The organism is Dialister sp. (assembly GCF_047832375.1).
In the GTDB taxonomy this organism is placed as follows: domain Bacteria; phylum Bacillota; class Negativicutes; order Veillonellales; family Dialisteraceae; genus Dialister.
In genome coordinates this window covers 1,085,734-1,104,871 of sequence record NZ_CP181256.1, presented here as the reverse complement: position 1 = coordinate 1,104,871, position 19,138 = coordinate 1,085,734, and the positions used below count along the sequence as shown (strand labels likewise).

13 protein-coding genes are annotated in these 19,138 nt (G+C 53.9%); 2 read left to right on the top strand and 11 right to left on the bottom strand.

Annotated features, from left to right (window positions below; all coding sequences use genetic code 11):
* Positions 1-49: 49 nt before the first annotated feature.
* The 5 genes from tpiA to ACFWUL_RS04500 all read right to left on the bottom strand — a co-directional run bounded on the left by tpiA (position 50) and on the right by ACFWUL_RS04500 (position 4,892).
* The gene (gene tpiA, locus ACFWUL_RS04520; RefSeq protein ID WP_297020285.1) at positions 50-802 is read right to left on the bottom strand and encodes a triose-phosphate isomerase; all 753 of its coding nucleotides are present in this window, start codon (positions 800-802) and stop codon (positions 50-52) included.
* Between the two features lie 6 nt (positions 803-808).
* On the bottom strand, positions 809-1,996 hold the full coding sequence (locus ACFWUL_RS04515; RefSeq protein WP_416177931.1) for a phosphoglycerate kinase: 1,188 nt from the start codon (positions 1,994-1,996) through the stop codon (positions 809-811).
* 2 nt (positions 1,997-1,998) lie between these two features.
* A complete protein-coding gene (gap, locus tag ACFWUL_RS04510) occupies positions 1,999-3,006 on the bottom strand; it encodes a type I glyceraldehyde-3-phosphate dehydrogenase (protein ID WP_297020290.1) in 1,008 nt (335 codons plus the stop codon).
* Between the two features lies 1 nt (position 3,007).
* Positions 3,008-4,060: a sugar-binding transcriptional regulator gene (locus tag ACFWUL_RS04505; protein ID WP_416177930.1), complete on the bottom strand. Its 1,053-nt coding sequence runs from the start codon at positions 4,058-4,060 to the stop codon at positions 3,008-3,010.
* 664 nt (positions 4,061-4,724) lie between these two features.
* Positions 4,725-4,892 carry a hypothetical protein gene (locus ACFWUL_RS04500; RefSeq protein ID WP_273317580.1) on the bottom strand — a complete coding sequence of 56 codons (168 nt, stop codon included), beginning with the start codon at positions 4,890-4,892 and terminating at the stop codon, positions 4,725-4,727.
* 1,020 nt (positions 4,893-5,912) lie between these two features.
* On the opposite strand from ACFWUL_RS04500, the gene ACFWUL_RS04495 reads away from it, so the two are divergent.
* On the top strand, positions 5,913-6,866 hold the full coding sequence (locus ACFWUL_RS04495) for a nitronate monooxygenase (protein ID WP_416177929.1): 954 nt from the start codon (positions 5,913-5,915) through the stop codon (positions 6,864-6,866).
* A 421-nt stretch (positions 6,867-7,287) separates the two neighbouring features.
* Here ACFWUL_RS04495 and ACFWUL_RS04490 read toward each other — a convergent pair whose 3' ends face one another.
* The 4 genes from ACFWUL_RS04490 to folB form a co-directional block, all read right to left on the bottom strand.
* Positions 7,288-8,889 (bottom strand): putative polysaccharide biosynthesis protein, encoded by a 1,602-nt coding sequence (locus ACFWUL_RS04490; protein WP_416177928.1) that lies wholly within the window; start codon positions 8,887-8,889, stop codon positions 7,288-7,290.
* Between the two features lie 1,058 nt (positions 8,890-9,947).
* Positions 9,948-13,340 (bottom strand): transcription-repair coupling factor, encoded by a 3,393-nt coding sequence (gene mfd / locus ACFWUL_RS04485; RefSeq protein WP_416177927.1) that lies wholly within the window; start codon positions 13,338-13,340, stop codon positions 9,948-9,950.
* Positions 13,330-13,821: a 2-amino-4-hydroxy-6-hydroxymethyldihydropteridine diphosphokinase gene (gene folK, locus ACFWUL_RS04480; RefSeq protein ID WP_416177926.1), complete on the bottom strand. Its 492-nt coding sequence runs from the start codon at positions 13,819-13,821 to the stop codon at positions 13,330-13,332. The genes mfd and folK overlap by 11 nt, the downstream gene beginning before the upstream one ends.
* A gap of 21 nt (positions 13,822-13,842) precedes the next feature.
* The gene (gene folB / locus ACFWUL_RS04475) at positions 13,843-14,205 is read right to left on the bottom strand and encodes a dihydroneopterin aldolase (RefSeq protein WP_297041631.1); all 363 of its coding nucleotides are present in this window, start codon (positions 14,203-14,205) and stop codon (positions 13,843-13,845) included.
* A gap of 348 nt (positions 14,206-14,553) precedes the next feature.
* On the opposite strand from folB, the gene ACFWUL_RS04470 reads away from it, so the two are divergent.
* Positions 14,554-15,741, top strand: coding sequence for an IS110 family transposase (locus ACFWUL_RS04470; protein WP_416176955.1), 1,188 nt, complete (start codon positions 14,554-14,556; stop codon positions 15,739-15,741).
* 694 nt (positions 15,742-16,435) lie between these two features.
* Here the strand turns inward: ACFWUL_RS04470 and folP are convergent.
* Both folP and ACFWUL_RS04460 read right to left on the bottom strand, forming a co-directional pair.
* Positions 16,436-17,284, bottom strand: coding sequence for a dihydropteroate synthase (gene folP, locus ACFWUL_RS04465; RefSeq protein ID WP_297041629.1), 849 nt, complete (start codon positions 17,282-17,284; stop codon positions 16,436-16,438).
* Between the two features lie 1,238 nt (positions 17,285-18,522).
* The gene (locus tag ACFWUL_RS04460; RefSeq protein ID WP_297020334.1) at positions 18,523-19,134 is read right to left on the bottom strand and encodes a DUF47 domain-containing protein; all 612 of its coding nucleotides are present in this window, start codon (positions 19,132-19,134) and stop codon (positions 18,523-18,525) included.
* Positions 19,135-19,138 lie beyond the last annotated feature (4 nt).

Sequence of the window (19,138 nt, the reverse complement as noted above, 5' to 3'; positions counted from 1 at the left end):
GTTATTTTATATTTTCGTGAAATCCACGAAGAGTACTGCCATAGCGCTGTTATTCACAGGCCTTTTTATAAATGGAAAGGAAATCGTCCGCCTTCAGGCTGGCGCCGCCGACGAGGCCGCCGTCGATGTCCTTTTCTTTCAGGAAATCAGCGATGTTGCCGGCTGTCACGGAGCCGCCGTAGAGGATACGGACCTCTTCGGCTGCCTTCTTCCCTGCCGCCTCTTTCACAGTGCGGCGGATGAAGGAAGATATGTCTTCCGCATCTTCCGGGGTAGCTGCGGTACCGGAGCCGATGGCCCAGATCGGTTCATAGGCGATAACCAGGCGGCTCACGTCTTCTTCAGACAGTTCGAAGAGGGCGGTACGGATTTCACTTCCGATCCGTTCTTCCGTCTGTCCCAGTTTCCTCTCTTCCCCTGTTTCGCCCACACAGAGAATGGGCACCATGCCGGCAGAGAGCACCGCTTTCACTTTCCGAGCCACGAATTCATCGGATTCTCCCAGAATCTGCCGCCTTTCGGAGTGGCCGCAGATGACGTAGGAGCAGCCCACGTCCTTCAGCATGGCCGGGGAAATCTCGCCGGTGAAGGCTCCCTTCTCTTCGGGGTACACATTCTGGGCGCCCCAGCGGATGGAAGAGTTTTCCAGGAAGAACCGGGCCATGGGAAGGTCGATATAGGGCGGACAGAAAAGGAGCTCCAGCTTATCGTTTTTCTTGATTCTGAATGACTTGAAGAAGGCCGCCGCCTCGGTGACGGTCATATTCATTTTCCAGTTTCCTGCGATCAGGATTTTTCTCAAAAGGAATCACTCCTTATCCGCAAGAATGGCTACGCCCGGGAGCACCATGCCTTCCAGCATTTCCAGGGAGGCACCGCCGCCGGTGGATACGTGGGAGAATTTGTCTTCGATCCCCAGTTCGTCCACAACAGAAGCCGATTCACCGCCGCCGATGACGGTGGTGGCGTCGAGGTTTGCCATGGCTTCGGCAATGGCAAAGGTGCCTTTGGAGAAGGGTTTCATTTCGAATACGCCCATGGGGCCATTCCATACGACGGTTTTCATCTTTTTCAGGGTTTCCACGTAAAGTTCAATGGTCTTCGGTCCGATATCCAGGGCCATCCAGGGGTCACAGAATTCATCGGCCGAAAGGACTTTCGTATGGGCGGTCTCGGAGAAGGCATCGCCCGCCATGAAGTCAACGGGGAGCATGATTTCAGAGCCCATTTCGTGGGCCTTCTTTATGAGGTTCCTTGCCAGGTCGAACCGGTCCCGGTCCTGCAGGGACCGGCCCATGTCATAGCCCTGGGCAGCCACGAAGGTATTGGCCATGCCGCCGCCGATAAGGATGACGTCCGCCTTTTCCATGAGGTTTGCAATGACCTGGATCTTGTCGCTGATCTTCGCACCGCCGATGATGGCTGCAAAGGGGCGTACCGGATGTTCGATGACGCCGTCCAGGAAGTCGATTTCCTTCTTCAGGAGGAGACCGGAAACCATGGGCATGATTTTGCCGACGCCTACAACGGAGGCATGGGTGCGGTGGGATACGCCGAAGGCATCGTTCACCGCCAGGTCACATCCATTGACCAGGTCCTTTGCGAATTTGGGGTCGTTCTTTTCCTCTTCCCCATGGAACCGGAGATTTTCCAGAAGCAATACCTGCCCCGGTTCCAGGGCTTTTTTCATTTCTGCTGCTTTATCACCTACGCAGTCCGGGCAGAAAAGCACGTCCTGGTGCAGGAGTTCCGACAGCCGTTTCGCGCAGGGAGCCAGGGACAGTTCCGGCTTCACCGTGCCCTTGGGCCGACCCATATGACTGGCCAGGACCACCGCTGCCCCATGGTCCAGGAGGTACCGGATGGTGGGAATGGTGGCGCGGATACGGCGGTCATCCAGGATGTGGCCCTCTTTATCGTGGGGCACATTGTAATCCACCCGGACATACACAGTTTTTCCTTCCGGCTTCAAATCATAGATGGTCTTTTTATTCATAATCAAAGTCCTTTCGATGCTACATACTTAACAAGGTCAATGATTCTCATGGAATAGCCCCATTCGTTATCGTACCAGGCGATGACTTTGACAAGGTTTCCTTCCATCACCATGGTGAGGAGGCTGTCCACGGTGGAGCTGACGTCGGTGGTGAGGAAATCGCTGGAAACGAGGGGTTCATCTGTATAGGCAAGAATGCCCTTCAGTTCTCCTTCAGACGCTTCCTTCAGGGCGGCGTTCACTTCTTCCTTCGTCACGTTTTTGCCCAGTTCCACGGTCAGGTCTACCAGGGATACATCGGGGGTGGGGACGCGGATGGCGAGGCCATTCAGTTTACCCTTCAGTTCCGGAATCACGATGCCGATGGCCTTTGCAGCACCGGTGGAGGTGGGGATAATATTTTCCGCAGCTGCCCGGCCTCTTCTGGGATCCTTCTTGTGGGCCTTTTCCAGGATGGCCTGGTCATTGGTATAGGAATGGACGGTGGTCATGAGGCCCCGTTTGATGTGGAATTTTTCATGGAGTACCTTCACCACCGGTGCCAGGCAGTTCGTGGTGCAGGAAGCATTGGAAATGATATTATCCTTCTTCGGATCATAGGTTCCTTCATTGACGCCCATGACGATGGTGGCGTCGTCGTCCTTGCCGGGAGCTGTGATGATGACTTTCTTCACGGTTCCTTTGATATGCTTGCCGGCGCTGGCTTTATCCTTCAGTTTGCCCGTGGATTCCACCACGATTTCTACGCCATATTTGCTCCAGTCCAGGTGTTCCGGATCCCGGTCATGGAATACATGGACCCGTTTCCCTTCGATGATGAGGTCGTCCCCGTCGATTTCTACCTTCTTGCCGAGACGGCCGTGGACGGAATCGTACTTCAGAAGATAGGCAGCCGTTTCGACGCCGCTGGGGTTGTTGATTGCTACGACTTCCAGGTCATCCCTGTCCAGCATGCCCCGGAATACCAGTCTTCCGATCCTGCCAAATCCGTTAATACCAATTTTTGTCATGTTAGTACCCTCCTGTTTCTGACTCTTTTCCAACCATCAAAGATAAGATTTCATTTCCTGCGCCTTCATCAGTGATGAGGGTGCCCCGGATCCCTGCCCTTGCCATGGCAAGAATGGCGGCGCCCTTGTGACTGCCTCCGGCCGCAATGAGCACATGGGGAATCGATGAGATTTCGTCCCCGGAAATACCGGCATTGTACATACGGTAGAGAACTTTGCCATGGATATCGACATAGAGGCCCAGGGCCTCACCGGCTGCCCCATGGCTTGCGAGACGGGCCCTCACGTCGCCGGGAAGCTCCATCCACCTCGAAGCATCCCCAGGATCATCCACACCGGTGAGGAGAATATCCGTTTTTGCAATGAGTTCATCCACCACTTTCAATTGGGGAAGCTCCTTCTTCACCTTCAGGAACAGCTCCGGCGAAAGGCCGTCGGGAATCGTCATGAGGTGGTAGGTCCCTCCCAGCCTTTCCGCCATCCTGGCGGCCACCAGGTTTGGCAGGTACTCGATTTTCCTGCCGAAACCGCCCCGGGCGGGGACCACGTCCACCTTCATGTGGAGCGTGGGCAGGGCATTCGCAATGCCCGCAATCTCCGGTCCGCCGCTGACGGCAGCAATATGGCCGTCCCGAAGGATCCTGAGGAGCACCAGGGCCCCTTCCTGGCTGATTTCATTATTCACTTCCGGAGACCGGTCCGAGTCCCCTCTCACCACGATTACCTTTTCCATGGACAGGATGGACTCCAGTTTCTTCTCCATGTAGGAAAGGGAGGGGCTCTTCTGCAGGTACGGAGCCAGGGGTCCGAGGAGAGACTCCCCTTTGGACGTGAGGCTCATGCCGGAAGGACGGGAAATCAAAAGACCTGCTTTTTCCATCTTTTCGATGTGTTTCCGGATCGTGCTTTCAGGAAGTTTCGTCTGCACGGCGAGAATATGCCTTCCCACCGGCTGCCATTCATGAATCTGTCGAAGAATCTCGTACCTTTCCTGCGCCCCGTCCATCATTTCCGGAAGCAGCAGCATCAATAAGGAGTCTTCTTTCACCTTCATCACTTTCCCATCACAATCCCATCTGAAAGAAACAGAATTATACCAGGTCTTACCGATTACAGTATATCACGGTTACTTTAATACTACAACATCTATGTGGAAATCCGGTATTAAGTGTACTCTATTAATTTGGAGTAGATGCTCAAATAAAAAGTTGAGATTTGAGAATTGAGTGAAGAGAATTGAGCTTCAGCGGCTTCGCCGCCTTTTCCCTCAATCCATCCTGCGGCTTTGCCGCGGCCCTTCTCCAGGGCCTGCATGGTTGGGGAAAGAGTTGAGATTTGAGATTTGAGAGTTGAGGTCCAGCGGCTTCGCCGCAAAAAGCTGCATGCTATTGGTTATCTCACGTATTAAGGAAATCGGTAATCACGTGCCCCCTTAGAGAAGGGGGCAGCCCAAAGGGCGGGGGATGGATCCGCCTCGAAGAGGCGGGATCTGCGAAGCAGATAATGCCTGAGCGCTGGATTTCTCACATTGAGCATTTAACGGTTCCGTCAATCCATCCTGCGGCTTTGCCGCGGCCCTTCTCCAGGGCCTGCATTCTTAGAGGATGTCTCACATACAGAGAATATCGGTAAGCAAATGCCCCCATCGAGTAGGAGGCGGGCTTCGGCCCGCCGACCTCTCACACCACCGTACGTACCGTTCGGTATACGGCGGTTCTTTAGTTTTCGCATTCCTGCTTATGCAAGTCTGCGATGATGTTGTTGTGTTCAGCAATCCTCACATGGATGGGCACTCCGGCATATCCTTGCTGTTCCGCAGCTGCTTTCTGCCAGTAGTCTTCTTTCTGAAGTTGTCTGCCTTTAAGCCCATGGTTGGTTACTTTCATTGACTAACATCTCCTAAAGTTCGGCCCTTCCCAGATGCCTATGAGCCATCTGGTACTATGGCCTCTGCTGACTTCTCACGGCAAATCTTATTTCAACCACAGCACAGCCCAGTAAATACAGCCTTATTCTGCTGTGTCCGTGAGACCTCCCCAGGTAAGAACGCACTCTTTCTCTCCATATATCCGCCACATGTACTCTGCAGAATTCCGTACAGCTATGGGATTTCAGTTTGTCAAGCAACCTTATCCATCCTGCCGTAGCCTTATGTGGTTCTTGTACATCGGACCGGAGATTTGCCTGCACCTTCCTTCAGATTCCACCTCACGATGGACACCCTTGGTGTTCGGCTATGACCTTCCCGCTGTCGGGCGGTCTAGGGACTTTCACCCTTAAGAGTGCGCCCATGCTGGGCACACTTGGAGATGGAAGTCCTGCAGAGGACTTCCAAGTTTGGCCTGAATACAAAAGGCGCTTAGCCTGCCCATAAAAGCGCCTTCCTTATAGGCCAAACGGGGGCAGCCCAAAGGGCGGGGGATGGATCCGCCTCGAAGAGGCGGGATCTGCGAAGCAGATAATGCCTGAGCGTTGGATTTCTCACATTGAGCATTTAACGGTTCTATTAATCCATCCTTCGGCTTTGCCGCGGCCCTTCTCCAAGGGCCTGCATGCTTAGGGAATGTCTCACATTGGAACGATTCCCTTTACAATGATGCTGGTACTCTGTCATCTGTAAGCTGACAGCTGTAAGCAAAAGATTAGATAATCCGCGGCGCTTTCTATTCTGTCGCGCCGCACCACCACTCCTCACTCCTCACTCCTCACTTTTTAGGGCTGTGCCCCCATTTCTCTCGACGTCGGTCTCGGTCTTGTCTACTACAGGCAAAATTTTCCCTTCTCCCATTTATCCCATGAATGAGTATAATAGAGGCAGAATCACAGGAACCATCCATTTCAGGAAAGAAGAAAGGGCCTGAGCCGGTCTTTCTTATTCCCTATTTCTATGACAGGAGGCAATACTTATGGCCTGGAAAACAAAACTTACGGAACTTCTTTCTATCGACTACCCCATCATCCAGGGAGCCATGGCTTATATTTCCGACGGGGTGCTGGCAGCAGCCATGGCCCATGCGGGCTGTGCCGGCGTCATCGGGTCCGGCGGATTCACGGTGGACGAGGTGAGGGACCACATCCGCCGGGCGAAGGACATCCTGGGCCCCGGCAAGACCTTCGGCGTGAACCTCATGCTCCAGGCACCGAACAAGGACGATGTGGCCCAGGTGATCTGCGATGAAAAGGTGCCCTTCGTCACGTTGGGTGCCGGAAACCCGGTTCCCTGGTTTGACGACCTCCACCATGCCGGGGTGAAATGCATACCCGTGGTGCCGAACGTGAAGCTGGCCAAACGGGTGCAGGATGCGGGCGCTGATGCGCTTGTCGTGGAGGGCATGGAAGCCGGCGGCCACGACGGGAAACTGACCCTCATGGCACTCCTGGAAAATGTGCTGCCGGACATGGAAATTCCTGTCATCGCTGCCGGCGGCATCGTTGACGGCCGGGGCATCGCAGCGGCACTCATCATGGGCGCTTCCGGCGTCCAGATGGGCACCCGGTTCCTTCTGGCCGAAGAATGCCGGCTCCACCCAAAGGCAAAGGAAGCCATCATCAAAGCAAAGGACACGGATTCCGTGGTCACCGGCTTCACCACCGGCGACAGCGTCCGGGGTCTCCGGAATGCTTTCTCCGATAAATATCTGAAAGAGGAATACAGCGGGGCTCCCCTGGAGGAACTCATTGCCCTGGCCACCGGCACCACAAGGAAGGGCGCCGTGGAAGGGGATACGGAAAATGGCTTCGTCCTGGCCGGCATGTCCCTCACCCATCTCACAAAGATCCAGCCGGTAGAAGAAATCATGGAAGAGCTGGTATCGGAAACGGAACGGAGACTGGCCGGAGCGCCGGGACTGATAAAGTGAGGTCGAGACCGAGGGGAATAGCGTCTTTGGCGCTACAGATCTAGACCTGGATCCAAGCCCTTAGCGGCTCCGCCGCGGATTTCTTGTAGCTGAGCGGCGTGCGAACAAGTGGGGGCTTCTAGCTTCTGGCTCCTAGCAGCCAGGAAAGCTCACCAGCCTACGGCATGAAGAAGCTGTCGGACAGCCTGAAAGGAAGCGCCGCAGGCGGACCAGCTTTCCTAATTGCTAACAGCTGGCAGCTAGAAGCCCCCACTTGTTCGCACGCAAACATAGCCACATGACAGCCGCCGAGAAGCGGCTGACCAGACCAAGGCCCAAGGCTGAAAGCTCAAAGCTCCGACGCATTGATTTCGCCAGCTGCCAGGCATACAAAAAAGCTGTGAAAAATGGAAAACCATTTTTCACAGCTTTTTCTTTTCATTCAGATCTTGAAGCTCAGTTTCTCAACATAAGCAGCCAGTTTCGGTCCGATTTTCGGAATTTCCTGCACATCTTCCGGCTTTACAGCGCGGATAAGGACGATGCCCACAAGGTAAACCACGCCGCCCACGGCGATGGCCGCCAGGGTAGCCAGGGTATTGCTGTGGATTGCGCCGTACCCCACGTGGTAAACGCCCAGCACCACGGCCCCCATGATGCCCGCTGCGATGAACAGCTTGATGGTGTGGATGACATCCATGGTGTAGTGGCGGTATTTATAGAGGAAAATCAGGTTCAGGATAGCCGCTACGCCGAAGTCCGCATTCGTTGCCCAGGCAGCCCCCAGGACGCCCCAGGTGGGCAGGGCCGTAAGGTTCCAGGACAGGAAGACCTTGGCACTGGCGGAAATGACCATGTTCATGAACGGAATGGCGGTCTTCCCCATGCCCTGGAGCACGCCGGTGGTGACCTGCTGTACCCCCAGGAGGAATACACCGAAGCTCATGACCGCAATGCAGGGGCCCGCATCGGGGGTAGCATAGAGCATGGCGGAAATGGGGGTGGCAATGACGCACATGCCGATGAAAGCTGGAATGGTGATAAGGTTGGCCAGCCGCATGGCGGTGTCCGTCCGTTTCATCACCACGTCCCCCTTCTTCTGGGCAATGGCTTCGGAAATGACCGGCACCAGGGAAGCCGCCAGGGAGGCGGTGACGATGGTGGGCATATTGACCAGGGCCGTAGCCATGCCGGTGAGGTAGCCGAAAAGGGTGGTGGCCTCTTCCACCGTAAAGCCCGCCACTTCCAGCCGGCGGGGAACGATGAGGAGGTCGATATTGGAAACGATAGGAAGCATGATGTTCGCCAGGGATACGGGGATAGCCAGCACCAGGAGCCGCTTGATGATATGAAGGGCACTCTGGGGTTTGATGGAGGGGTCCTGTTCCCCTGCCAGTTCATGGCGCCAGCCCCGGGTCATGTAGTAGAACCCGATGAGCACCACGATACCGGTGAATGCACCGGGAGCAGCGCCGAGGGTAGCACCGGCAGCGCCAAATTCCAATCCATAGGGCAGGAGAATCACCGCAAAGGCGATCATGGTCACCACCCGCACCACCTGTTCGATGATCTGGGATACAGCCGTAGGCGTCATGAGCTGGAGCCCCTGGAAATATCCCCGGAGCGTAGCCAGCAGGGTAGCACAGAACACGGCCGGAGACAGGGCCAGAAGGGACCAGTAGGCTCTCTGGTCACGGACGATGCCGCTGTCCACGAGCCACTGGGCGCCGAAGAACAGGAGGGCACTGAAAAAGAGCCCCGTCAGCGTGAGGGCTGCCATGGAAATACGGAAGACCTTCTGGCCGCCGTAGTAGTCACGGACCGCATTCCGTTCCGCCACCATGATAGAAATGGCCACCGGAAGGCCGGCGGAAGATACGGAAAGACAGAGCAAATAAATAGGATAGGCCATCTGGTACAGCCCGATCCCCTCGCCCCCCAGAAGACGGGACAGGTAAATCCGGCTGAAGGCGCCGATAAACTTGACGATAATACCGGCCACCGTAAGGATCAGTGCACCCTGGATAAAAGAATTTTTACGCATATTTCACCTGTAATAAAGAATTTGACTCTAAAGCATAACCTCTATAGTCATATCAGATTTGAAGAGAAATGTAAAGGACTTATCCTATTTTCTCCCTATTCTCCATGGTAGAGAATAAGAAATGATAAAGAAATAATAAAGAGTGGCGAGACCGAGGCCGAGGGAAATGGGGGCACAGCCCTAAAAAGTGAGGAGTGAGGAGTGGTGGTGCGGCGCAGCAGAGTAGAAAGCGCCGCGAGTTTTATATCCACCCGCTCCGCAGTGGAGATTCACCTAACTTTTCAGGAAAGCTCGACCGACTGCGGGCAGATGAGATCGAGGCCGAGGTCGAGATTGAGGAGAATGGGGCCGAAGGCCCTGAAAAGTGAGGAGTTAGGAGTGAGGAGTGGTGGTGCGGCGCGACAGAATAGAAAGCGCCGCGGATTATCTAATCTTTTGCTTACAGCTGTCAGCTTACAAATGACAGAGTACCAGCATCATTGTAAAGGGAATCGGTCCAATGTGAGATATTCCCTAAGCATGCAGGCCCTTGAAGAAGGGCCGCGGCAAAGCCGCAGGATGGATTGACGGAACCGTTATGAGAAATCCAGCGCCCAGGCATTATCTGCTTCGCAGATCCCGCCTCTTCGAGGCGGATCCATCCCCCGGCCTTCGGGCGTCCGCCGTTTGGCCTATAAGGAAGGCGCTTTTATGGGCAGGCTAAGCGCCTTTTGTATTCAGGCCAAACTTGGAAGTCCTCTGCAGGACTTCCATCTCCAAGGGGGCACTTGCTTACCGGAAACCTCATAAAAGAGGTAACGTTCTTTGTGAGATACTCCGTACCCATGCAGGCCTTTGGAGAAGGGCCGCGGCAAAGCCGCAGGATGGATTGGTGGAAAGAGCGGCAAAGCCGCTGAAGCTCAATTCTCTTCACTCAAATCTCAAATCTTTTTTCGCCGCAGGCGAATCGGCTTTCCTAAAAGCCAGGGAAGCGCCCGCCCGTATAGACGTACTCATAGCCCCCGTCACCCGGCCCGCAGGGCCTGATCGCCTAGCCACTAGATCTAGCCACTAGCCACTTATTCGCCGTAGGCGAATAAGCTCACCCGGTTCTTCTTCACTTCTCTTTCCATTTCGTCCATGAAGGAGGCCATCCATTTCATGGGTTCCCCGGAGATGCCCTTTTTGTTGATATTCATCTTTGTATTCCTGCCGGCCAGGATGCGGATGTAGGGAATCATGGTCTTTGGGAGGTCCATGGGGTTCCATCCCCTCATGGGGTCCTCGTCGGCCCAGGTGATGACGTAGTTTTCCCCGCCGTCCAGGATGCTGCCGATGCCAAGGTTTCTCGCTTTCACCCGGATTTTCGAAATGGCAAACAGTTTCTCCACCGGCCCTGTGGGGGTGCCGAAGCGGTCCACCACTTCGTCGATGAGGTCAGACAGGTCTTTGTCATTTTCCACAGACGCCAGGCGCCGGTAGATTTCCATTTTCTGTTCTTCGTTGGCAATGTAGGCGGTATCGAGATAGGCGTCCTGCCGGAATTCGATGGTCGTATTCGGCAGTTTCTTCGGCAGCGGCCGGTGTTCCCGTTTCGCCCGGAGCCGTTCCACCGCATCCTCCAGCATACTGCAGTAAGTGGCAAAGCCTACACTGGCGATATTGCCGTGCTGGGCGGCGCCCAGGAGGTTGCCGGCGCCCCGGATTTCCAGGTCCCGCATGGCCACTTTGAAGCCGCTGCCCAGTTCCGTGAATTCCCGGATCGTATCGAGCCGTTTTTCCGCCACTTCCGAAAGGACTTTCCCCTTCCGGTAGAAGAACCAGGCCCGGGCAATCTTTTCGGACCGCCCTACCCGTCCCCGCATCTGGTAGATCTGGGACAGCCCCATGCGGTCGGCATCGTAGACGAGCATGGTATTGGCGTTGGGCTGGTCCAGGCCGTTTTCGATGAGGGTGGTGCAGAGGAGCACGTCGTAGCGGCCTTCGTAGAAGTCCATCATCACCTGTTCCAGCTGCCGGCCTTCCATGCGGCCGTAGGCCACGCCGATGGTGATATCCTTCGGCAGTACTTCCCGGAGGTGGTCCAGCATGGAACCCATGGTTTCGATCCGGTTGTAGACGAAGTAGGTCTGGCCGCCCCGTTCCTTTTCCCGGAGGATGGCGTCTTTTACGATGAAATCATCGTATTCCGTCACATAGGTCTGGATAGCATGGCGGTTTGAGGGAGGCGTGGTGATGGTGACCATGTCCCTGACGCCGGTAAGGCTCATGTGGAGGGTCCGGGGAATCGGGGTGGCGGACAGGGTGAGCACGTCAATGCCGGTGGACCAGGATTTCCACTTTTCCTTCTGTACCACACCGAACCGCTGCTCTTCATCCACCACCAGGAGCCCCAGTTTTTTGCATTCCACCTTTTTATTGAGTACCGCATGGGTGCCGATGATGACGTCCAGTTCCCCATCCTTCAGTTTCCGGAGAATTTCCCGTTTTTCCCTGATACTGGTAAAACGGTTCAGCACTGCCACGTTCACGCCGAATCCTTCCATGCGGTCTTTGAAATTCTTGTAATGCTGCTGGGAAAGGACGGTGGTCGGGCAGAGCACCATGGCCTGGTAGCCGCTCATGACGCACTTGAACACTGCCCGCATGGCCACTTCCGTTTTTCCGAATCCCACATCCCCGCAGAGGAGCATGTCCATGGGAATGGGCCTTTCCATGGCCTGCTTGATGGCATCGATGGCGGTGAGCTGGTCTTCCGTTTCCACGTAGGGGAAGGTATCTTCGAATTCCCGCTGCTCCGCGGTGTCCGGGGCAAAGGCAATGCCCCTCGTGATTTCCCGCTTCGCATAGATATCCAGGAGCCTTTCTGCCAGTTCTTCGATAGATTTCCTGGCTTTGGACCGCACCTTTTCCCAGTGGGCCTCCCCCATTTTGCTTAAGACCGGGGTGCCCCCTTCGGGGCCGATGTATTTTTCCAGGGTGGAAATCTGCTCCACCGGCAGGTAGAGCTTATCATTTCCGGCGTACTGGATGGCGATGTAATCCCGATGGAAGCCGGAGAGTTCTATGGTCTTGATGCCCAGGTACTTGCCGATGCCATGGACATCCTGCACCACGTAGTCCCCCACATTGAGGTCCGAGAAATACCGGATTTTCCGACCCTTGCCGGCGCCTTTCACCCGCCGGATCTTCTGCTTTCCCAGAATGTCGCCGGCCGTCATGAGGGCCCGCTTCTCCTGGGGCAGTTCGAAGCCCTCCGTGAGAACGCCATTTACCAGGCGCACGGTCCCCTTCGCCCCGTCTTCGGTGAGAGGAATTTCATAGTCTTTGAGGATCCCCTTCAGCTCTTCCTTTTCCGAGGCTCTGGGAATGACGATGGTCATGGCCCATTCCTTTTTCAGGAGGGCCTTCAGGTCTTCAATGAAAATGGGAATCTGCCGCTGGTAGTTCGTCATAGACTGGCCCTGCCAGCCGAGGACGGCGGGAGAGGCAAAGCCCGTGAGGGACCGGTTCAGGAGGGAAAGAAGGACTTCCTTATTTCCCTGTTTCCTGCCCCTTTTCACCAGGTCCTCCCAGGAGATGGCATGGTTCCTGTTTTCCTTTTCTTCCTTGAAATAGCGCTTCAGGCTCTCTTCTGCCCGCTGGGGTTCATCGTAAAGGATGATGCCCTCCTGCAGGTAATCCATGAGCGCCGCCTCTTTACCGGCGCCGGAAGAAATGGGAAGAATGAGGGCTTCTTTCCTTTCTTCGATGGACCGCTGGCTGTCCTCATCGAAGGACCGGATGCTGTCCACTTCATCGCCAAAGAATTCCACCCGAAGCGGATGTTCTTCGCTGATGGGGTAAATATCCACAATATCCCCGCGCACCGCGAAATGGCCGCACCGTTCCACCTGGTCCACCCGTTCGTAGCCCAGGGATACCAGTGTCTCTATGAGTTCATCCCGGTCCTTTTCTTCTCCCAGGGACAGGGTAAATGTCCGGTCCCCCAGGGATTCCGGTCCTTCGATTTTCTGGGCTGCTTCCACGGAGGTGGCCACGATGACCACAGGGGCTTTCCCCATGAGCTTTCCCAGGGACTGCATGCGGTCACGAAGCCGTTCGGTGCCGGCAAAGGTGACCTGGAAACCGCTGTCCTCCACCAGGGGGAAGGGCCGCACGTCCGCCTCCGGCGCAAAGAAGGCCAGGTCCTCTTCCCAACGGAAAAGATCCTTCTGCTCCGGCACTATAATCACCGCCTGCCGGTAATGGCGAAGGAGAGCCGCCGCGGCCAGGGCCTTCTGGGATCCGGAAATACCGGTGATGAGGGACACTTTCTTCCGATCATCCCCATGAAGGGGGGCCAAGTCCTTTTCCACGAGGGCCGAAAGCTCGGACCCCACGGTGGTATCCAGAATGAAACGGGAAACTTCCGGTTTTTGGATTGCCGCTTTCACATCGGAAAGGGAGGGCTTTTTCTTTTCATCGGCCATGGCTTTCGCTCCTTTCTTTACCCATTTTCTCTACTTCCTTGTAACCATTGAGTTCCATAATTCTCTGATGGATTTCTTCTCCTTTATACCTGAAATGGGGCAGGATTTCCTCTAAAGGAACCAGCACAAAAGGCCGCTCCCAGAACCAGGGATGCGGCAGATGGAGGAAATCTGTATTTCTCGTAATGTTTTCGCTATATATAAGATCCAGGTCCAGGGTCCGTGGACCCCAGTGAATGTCCCGCTTCCGGCCGAACTCCTTTTCCACGGTGAGAAGCAGGGTCATCAGCTCCTCCGGTGTACCCTCCCAGGACAGGATGGCGGCGCCATTGATAAAATCTGGCTGGTCCGTCTTTCCCCAGGCCTTCGTCCGGTAGAAAGAAGAGACCTTTTCCAAAGATAAACGACGGTCCTCTTCCAGCATTGCAAGAGCCCTCTGCAGGGTGGAAAGGGAATCCCCCATGTTCGACCCGAAAGCCATAATGTATGTTTGCTGCAATTTTTACTGCCTTTCTTTGGTCAGGGTCACAGACACATCGTCCAGGATACCGGGGATAGGGGATCCCGGTTTATGGACGGTGGTGGTCACCTTTTCCACCAGGGGAAACCGGGCAAGAATGTCGTGGTTAATGACCCCCGCCAGACGCTCCAGGAGCCTGTAAGGTCCCCCTTCGGCCCGCTGCTTTACAAGGTCGTACACCGCCACGTAGTTCACCGAGTCCTCCAGGGCATCGGTCTCTCCTACTCTGGAAAGGTCCAGTCCCATTTCTACATCAATATAAAAGCGCTGCCCCAGTTTCGTCTCCTCCGGCTCATCGCCGTGGTAGCCGAAAAAGGCCATGCGGGTAAGTTTTATGGTATCCATATATGCCACCTGTAATGATAAAAAATAGAAGTCCCTGCTTCCGCCGGGATTGAGATGGAGATCGAGGTCGAGGGATAGCCGCTTCGCGGCAGGTATTATGTGACCAACTATCGTGCGAACGAGTGGGGGCTTCCAGCTGCCAGCTGCTAGCTGTTAGGAAGACTGAGCAGCCTTCGGCACTCCATCCGTTCAGGAGAGCCTGTTGCGCCGCAGGCGAACCAGCTTTCCTAAAAGATAATATGAAATGACCTCCCCAGTTTGATGTATATGCCCAAATTTCGGTAAAATATAGTTGCAAGGCCAATTTTACGAGAACAGGATCATATTTTCTCAACCAAGGAGGTCATCATGTTTTATTCTAGCACATTTACGTCCCCGATCCCATTCGTTTATGTTGGTATCGACACCCATACCGAAAACTATACGATGGCTGCTGTCGTTAATCAAATGTCTCCTGCCGGTGAAATTATTACGTTAGATCTTATTCCCCCTCGTAAACTTGGCCCTGCAGTAAAGAATGTGCTCCGGTTCATTGGTGATTGCAAAAAAGCCGTTAACAGAGAGTGCCATGTTATCTGTGGTTATGAAGCCGGGTTATTCGGTTATGGCCTTTACCGTAAGCTTATGGCAGCCAATGTAGATTGTATGGTAATAGCTCCTTCTTCTTTGAAGAAAAGCAGCAGAGATAAAAAATTCAAAAATGATTATATTGATTCAAGAGCGCTTGCCAATGCCATGGCGAAAAGTGAGTGTATTTCCATTTATGTCCCCGATGAGGAAGACGAATCCATTTTCCGCTATATCAGGATGCGTGACGACCATCAGGATATGGTTAAAGTCACTAAACAGCGGATAACTGCTTTTGTGCACCAGATGGGATTCCATTATAACCAGGGAGCTACCTGGACCCAAAAACATATGAATTGGATTATGAGTCTCCCGCTGAGCGAATTGAATAAAGAAACATTGAGTGAGTATATGACAACTCTGCTTACCCTCCAGCAGAAGCTGGAAGATCTGGATGTCAGGATTAAGTCATTTGCAATGCAGAAAAAGTATGCAGCTAATGTCAATAAACTGCGCTGTTTCCTTGGAATAGAATATGGCTTTGCACTTCGTTTAATTGTAACTATTGGCGATTTCAAGCGCTTTCCTACAGCAGGCCATTTTGCGTCCTTTTTGGGACTTACCCCAACTGAACATTCCAGTAATGAAGATGGCAACTATGGCAGCATTTCAAAAGCCGGAAATATTGTTTTGAGGAAGAAGCTGATTGAAGCAGTCTGGTCCGGCTTTTCACGGGGGCGGCCCGGATACAAGAGCAGGGCTTTGAGAAAACGGCAGGAAGGATGCTGTGCATCAGATATTCATTATGCGGACAAAGCAAACAGAAGACTTCGCGTAAGGTTCAGAGACAAGATTATGAAAGGGAAAAACAGTAATGTTGCTGCTACTGCCGTTGCCCGGGAATTCAGTGGCTTTATTTGGGGAATGATGACTGGACACACTGCTGACGTTATTCGTAAAAAAGCTTGACATCGCACGCATAGTTCTCTGAGTTAGGCAACAAGCATAAAAATACAGCCGAAGGGAGATGATTAAAAGGTGAATAGCGGTTTGGACAATATTAAGGGAGAGCTTTGAGTTAAGAGAGGCTGGGTTATCCTAGTGCTAGCTTTGCAGGACATGCATAGGCATGATTCCAAATAAAAGATTGAAGGAACCCGCGGCGAAATCATTGACCTGTTAATCCACGTATAAGAGACTGATCAAGCCCCGGAATAATCTGCAAAGCTCTTCCTCCATGTTGTCCAGGCAGCTATTGCCTGGAACCCGCATACCAATTTGAACTTGACATGGAGCCCCTGCTCATGTGATTTCCAAGCCAAGGGGCCGAAAAAATATGGCCATAGAGGAAGCAGGCTATCACATGAGCCGCTCCATGTAAAGTTCAAATTTTCCCAAACCGATTTAATTCCATTACATCTTGCAACTAGTCTTATTGGCAAGAATATTTGGCATGCTTGGGGTCTTGACAAAGGTCATTTCATAAGAGCTAACAGCTGGAAGCTAGCAGCTCTGCCGAGATGACTCTATCCGTCAAACGCTCCACAGCGCCGCAGGCGAACCAGCTTTCCTGGAAGCTAACAGCTGGAAGCTAAAAGCCCCCACACGGACGCACGCCGATCTTTCACATAAAGCCCCGGTTGTTCACACGCCGCCAATCCGGTCAATGCCACAGCCGCAGAGCGTCCCAGACTTTCAGTTCCCTGGCGGTGGTCTTTACATCGTGCACCCGGAAAATGGTGCAGCCCTTTTCGGCGCCCCAAAGATTCACTGCGGCGGTTCCTTCGTCCCTTTCAGAAGCATCAGTACCCAGAATGGTGCCAATGAACCGCTTCCGGCTGACACCTAAAAGCCAGGGACAGGGATAGGCGGTGGTGAGCTCGTCCAGGCGGGAGAGGATTTCCATATTCTGGTCCCCGTTCTTGGAAAAGCCGATGCCCGGGTCCAGGATGATATTGTCCGCCTTCACGCCGGCGGACAGGGCGATTTCCAGAGATTTATCGAAGAAATGCTTCAGGTCCTCAATGATGTCGCTGCTGTATTCCTCGGTTTCCTGGTTATGCATGAGAATCACCGGCACATCGAAGGATGCCGCCACCTTCGCCATGCTGCCATCGTCGTACTGGAATCCCCATACATCGTTCACCATATGGGCGCCGGCGGAAAGGGCTTTCTCCATGGTTTCCCAGTGGTAGGAATCAATGGAAACAGGAACCATACTGAGTTTCAGCACATCCGGAAGGAACGTCATGAGCCGTTTCGTTTCCTCCTCCGCCGTGAGAGCCGTGCTGCCGGGACGGGTAGACTCTGCGCCCACATCGATGATATCTGCCCCATCCTTCACCATATCCGTGGTATGGGATACGGCCAGGGTCTCAGAATTCCACTTTCCCCCGTCAGAGAAGGAGTCCGGGGTGACGTTCAATATACCCATGACCAGGGATTTCTCTCCCAGTTCCAGCTTTTTGCCGTCTTTCCACTGATACAGGCGGTGCTGCCGTTTTATATCCATTGCAATCACTCTTTTCATTACTTGTTACATGAAACAGGGATAAGGAGTCAGGAAAAATCCGGACCCCTGTAAACTGCATAATATTCATTATAGCACGGAACAGGGGAATGGGGCTAAGGAATATGGGCTGAGGCCGCCGCCTGGGCCGTATACTCAGCAGTATACCCCATGCGTATGGATGGGGCTGCTGCAGAAAGCAACAAAAAAAGCGGCCGAAACCGCTTTTCTGTGCACGACAGTCATTGAGGAGTATGACCATCCGCAGCCGAATTGATAATCAGGGAAATAATCATCAATTGGACCGTCAGGCTGCACCTGACCCATGGCATTTTCTCCATGTAACCTTATTATACAAAATTTTTCACAAAAATCCAATAGATATTTGTGAAATTTGAATCATCAGTGGAACAGGCCCTGGGGAATGGGAAGATCGAAATCGGGATTGAGGCTGAGGGAATCCACCTGCGGCGCTTCCATCAGCTAACTTTAACCTGCTACGCAGATTTCGCCTCTTTGAGCCGGATCCATCCCCCGCCCTCTCCAAGGGGGAGCGCATTTGACGAAAACCCTGATAGAAAAGTTAACGTCCATTGTGAGATATCCCACCAGTATGCAGGCCCTTGGAGAAGGGCCGCGGCAAAGCCGCAGGATGGATGCGGCAACGCCGCCGGACCTCAATTCTCTTCACTCAATTCTCAATTCTGCTTTGGTCCCTGCCTCGCAGATTCCGCCTCTTTGAGGCGGATCCATCCCCCGCCCTTCGGGCTGCCGCCGTTTGGCCTATAAGGAAGGCGCTTTTATGGGCAGGCTAAGCGCCTTTTGTATTCAGGCCAAACTTGGAAGTCCTATGTGGGCATCCTGCATAGGATGCCCAAGCCGGGCTTTTTTGCGAGCAAAACCTGCACATTAAGCGAGCACCTTAGAGCCCGGCCGAAGCACTTCCATCTCCAAGGGGGGGCACGTGATTACCAATTTCCTTAATACGTGAGATAACCAATAGCATGCAGCTTTTTGCGGCGAAGCCGCTGGACCTCAACTCTCAAATCTCAACTCTTTCCCCAACCATGCAGGCCCTTGGAGAAGGGCCGCGGCAAAGCCGCAGGATGGATTGGAAGGAAAAAGGCCGCAGGCCTGAATCCATATTCCTTCCTTAAGCCCAGGCGGCAGCCTTTGCCCTGGCCTTCAGGCCACAGCCTTGCCCATAGGGCAGAGCCCCGGCTGCAGGCCGCTGCCTTTTCTTAATAATGTGTCACAATCTTCTGCAGCAGCGGCACCATGCCGGCGGTGGAGTCCAGGACTTCCTCCAGCCCATCGAAGATTTCCTTCCAGTACACCAGGTACTTCACATCCTCTTCTCCGCCGTAGAGTCTCTTCATGATCTGCCGGTAGCACTGGTCCCCCCGCTCTTCGTAGGTGTAGATTCTCCGGCACCGGGCTTCCATCTTCATATAGTTGTCTTCCACGTCCACCGTATAGTCCAGGGTTTTCTTCATTTCCTCCAGTGACGCCGATACGAGGCGGCTCATGAGAGGCAGTTCTTCCGGTATTTCCCCCACTTCCACAATGTCCATGTGGGAAAGGACATCCTTCAGGATATCCACGGAATGGTAAATTTTGGCTATGATTCCCCGCACCGCATCCAGCTCCGAGGGATTCTTGTAGGCTTTGTACATTTTCTCCGTGAGCCTGCCAAAGGTATCCCGGCAGTTTCTCTTCATAGCCCCCGCTTCCTTATAGCCTTCGGAAGGGTCTTTCCTGCCCTCGGCGGTATCATTCATAGCCGCCCCTGCCTGTGCCGCATAGGCCGCAAATTCACGGAGGGATTCGAAAAATTTATCTTCTTTACTCATGGTT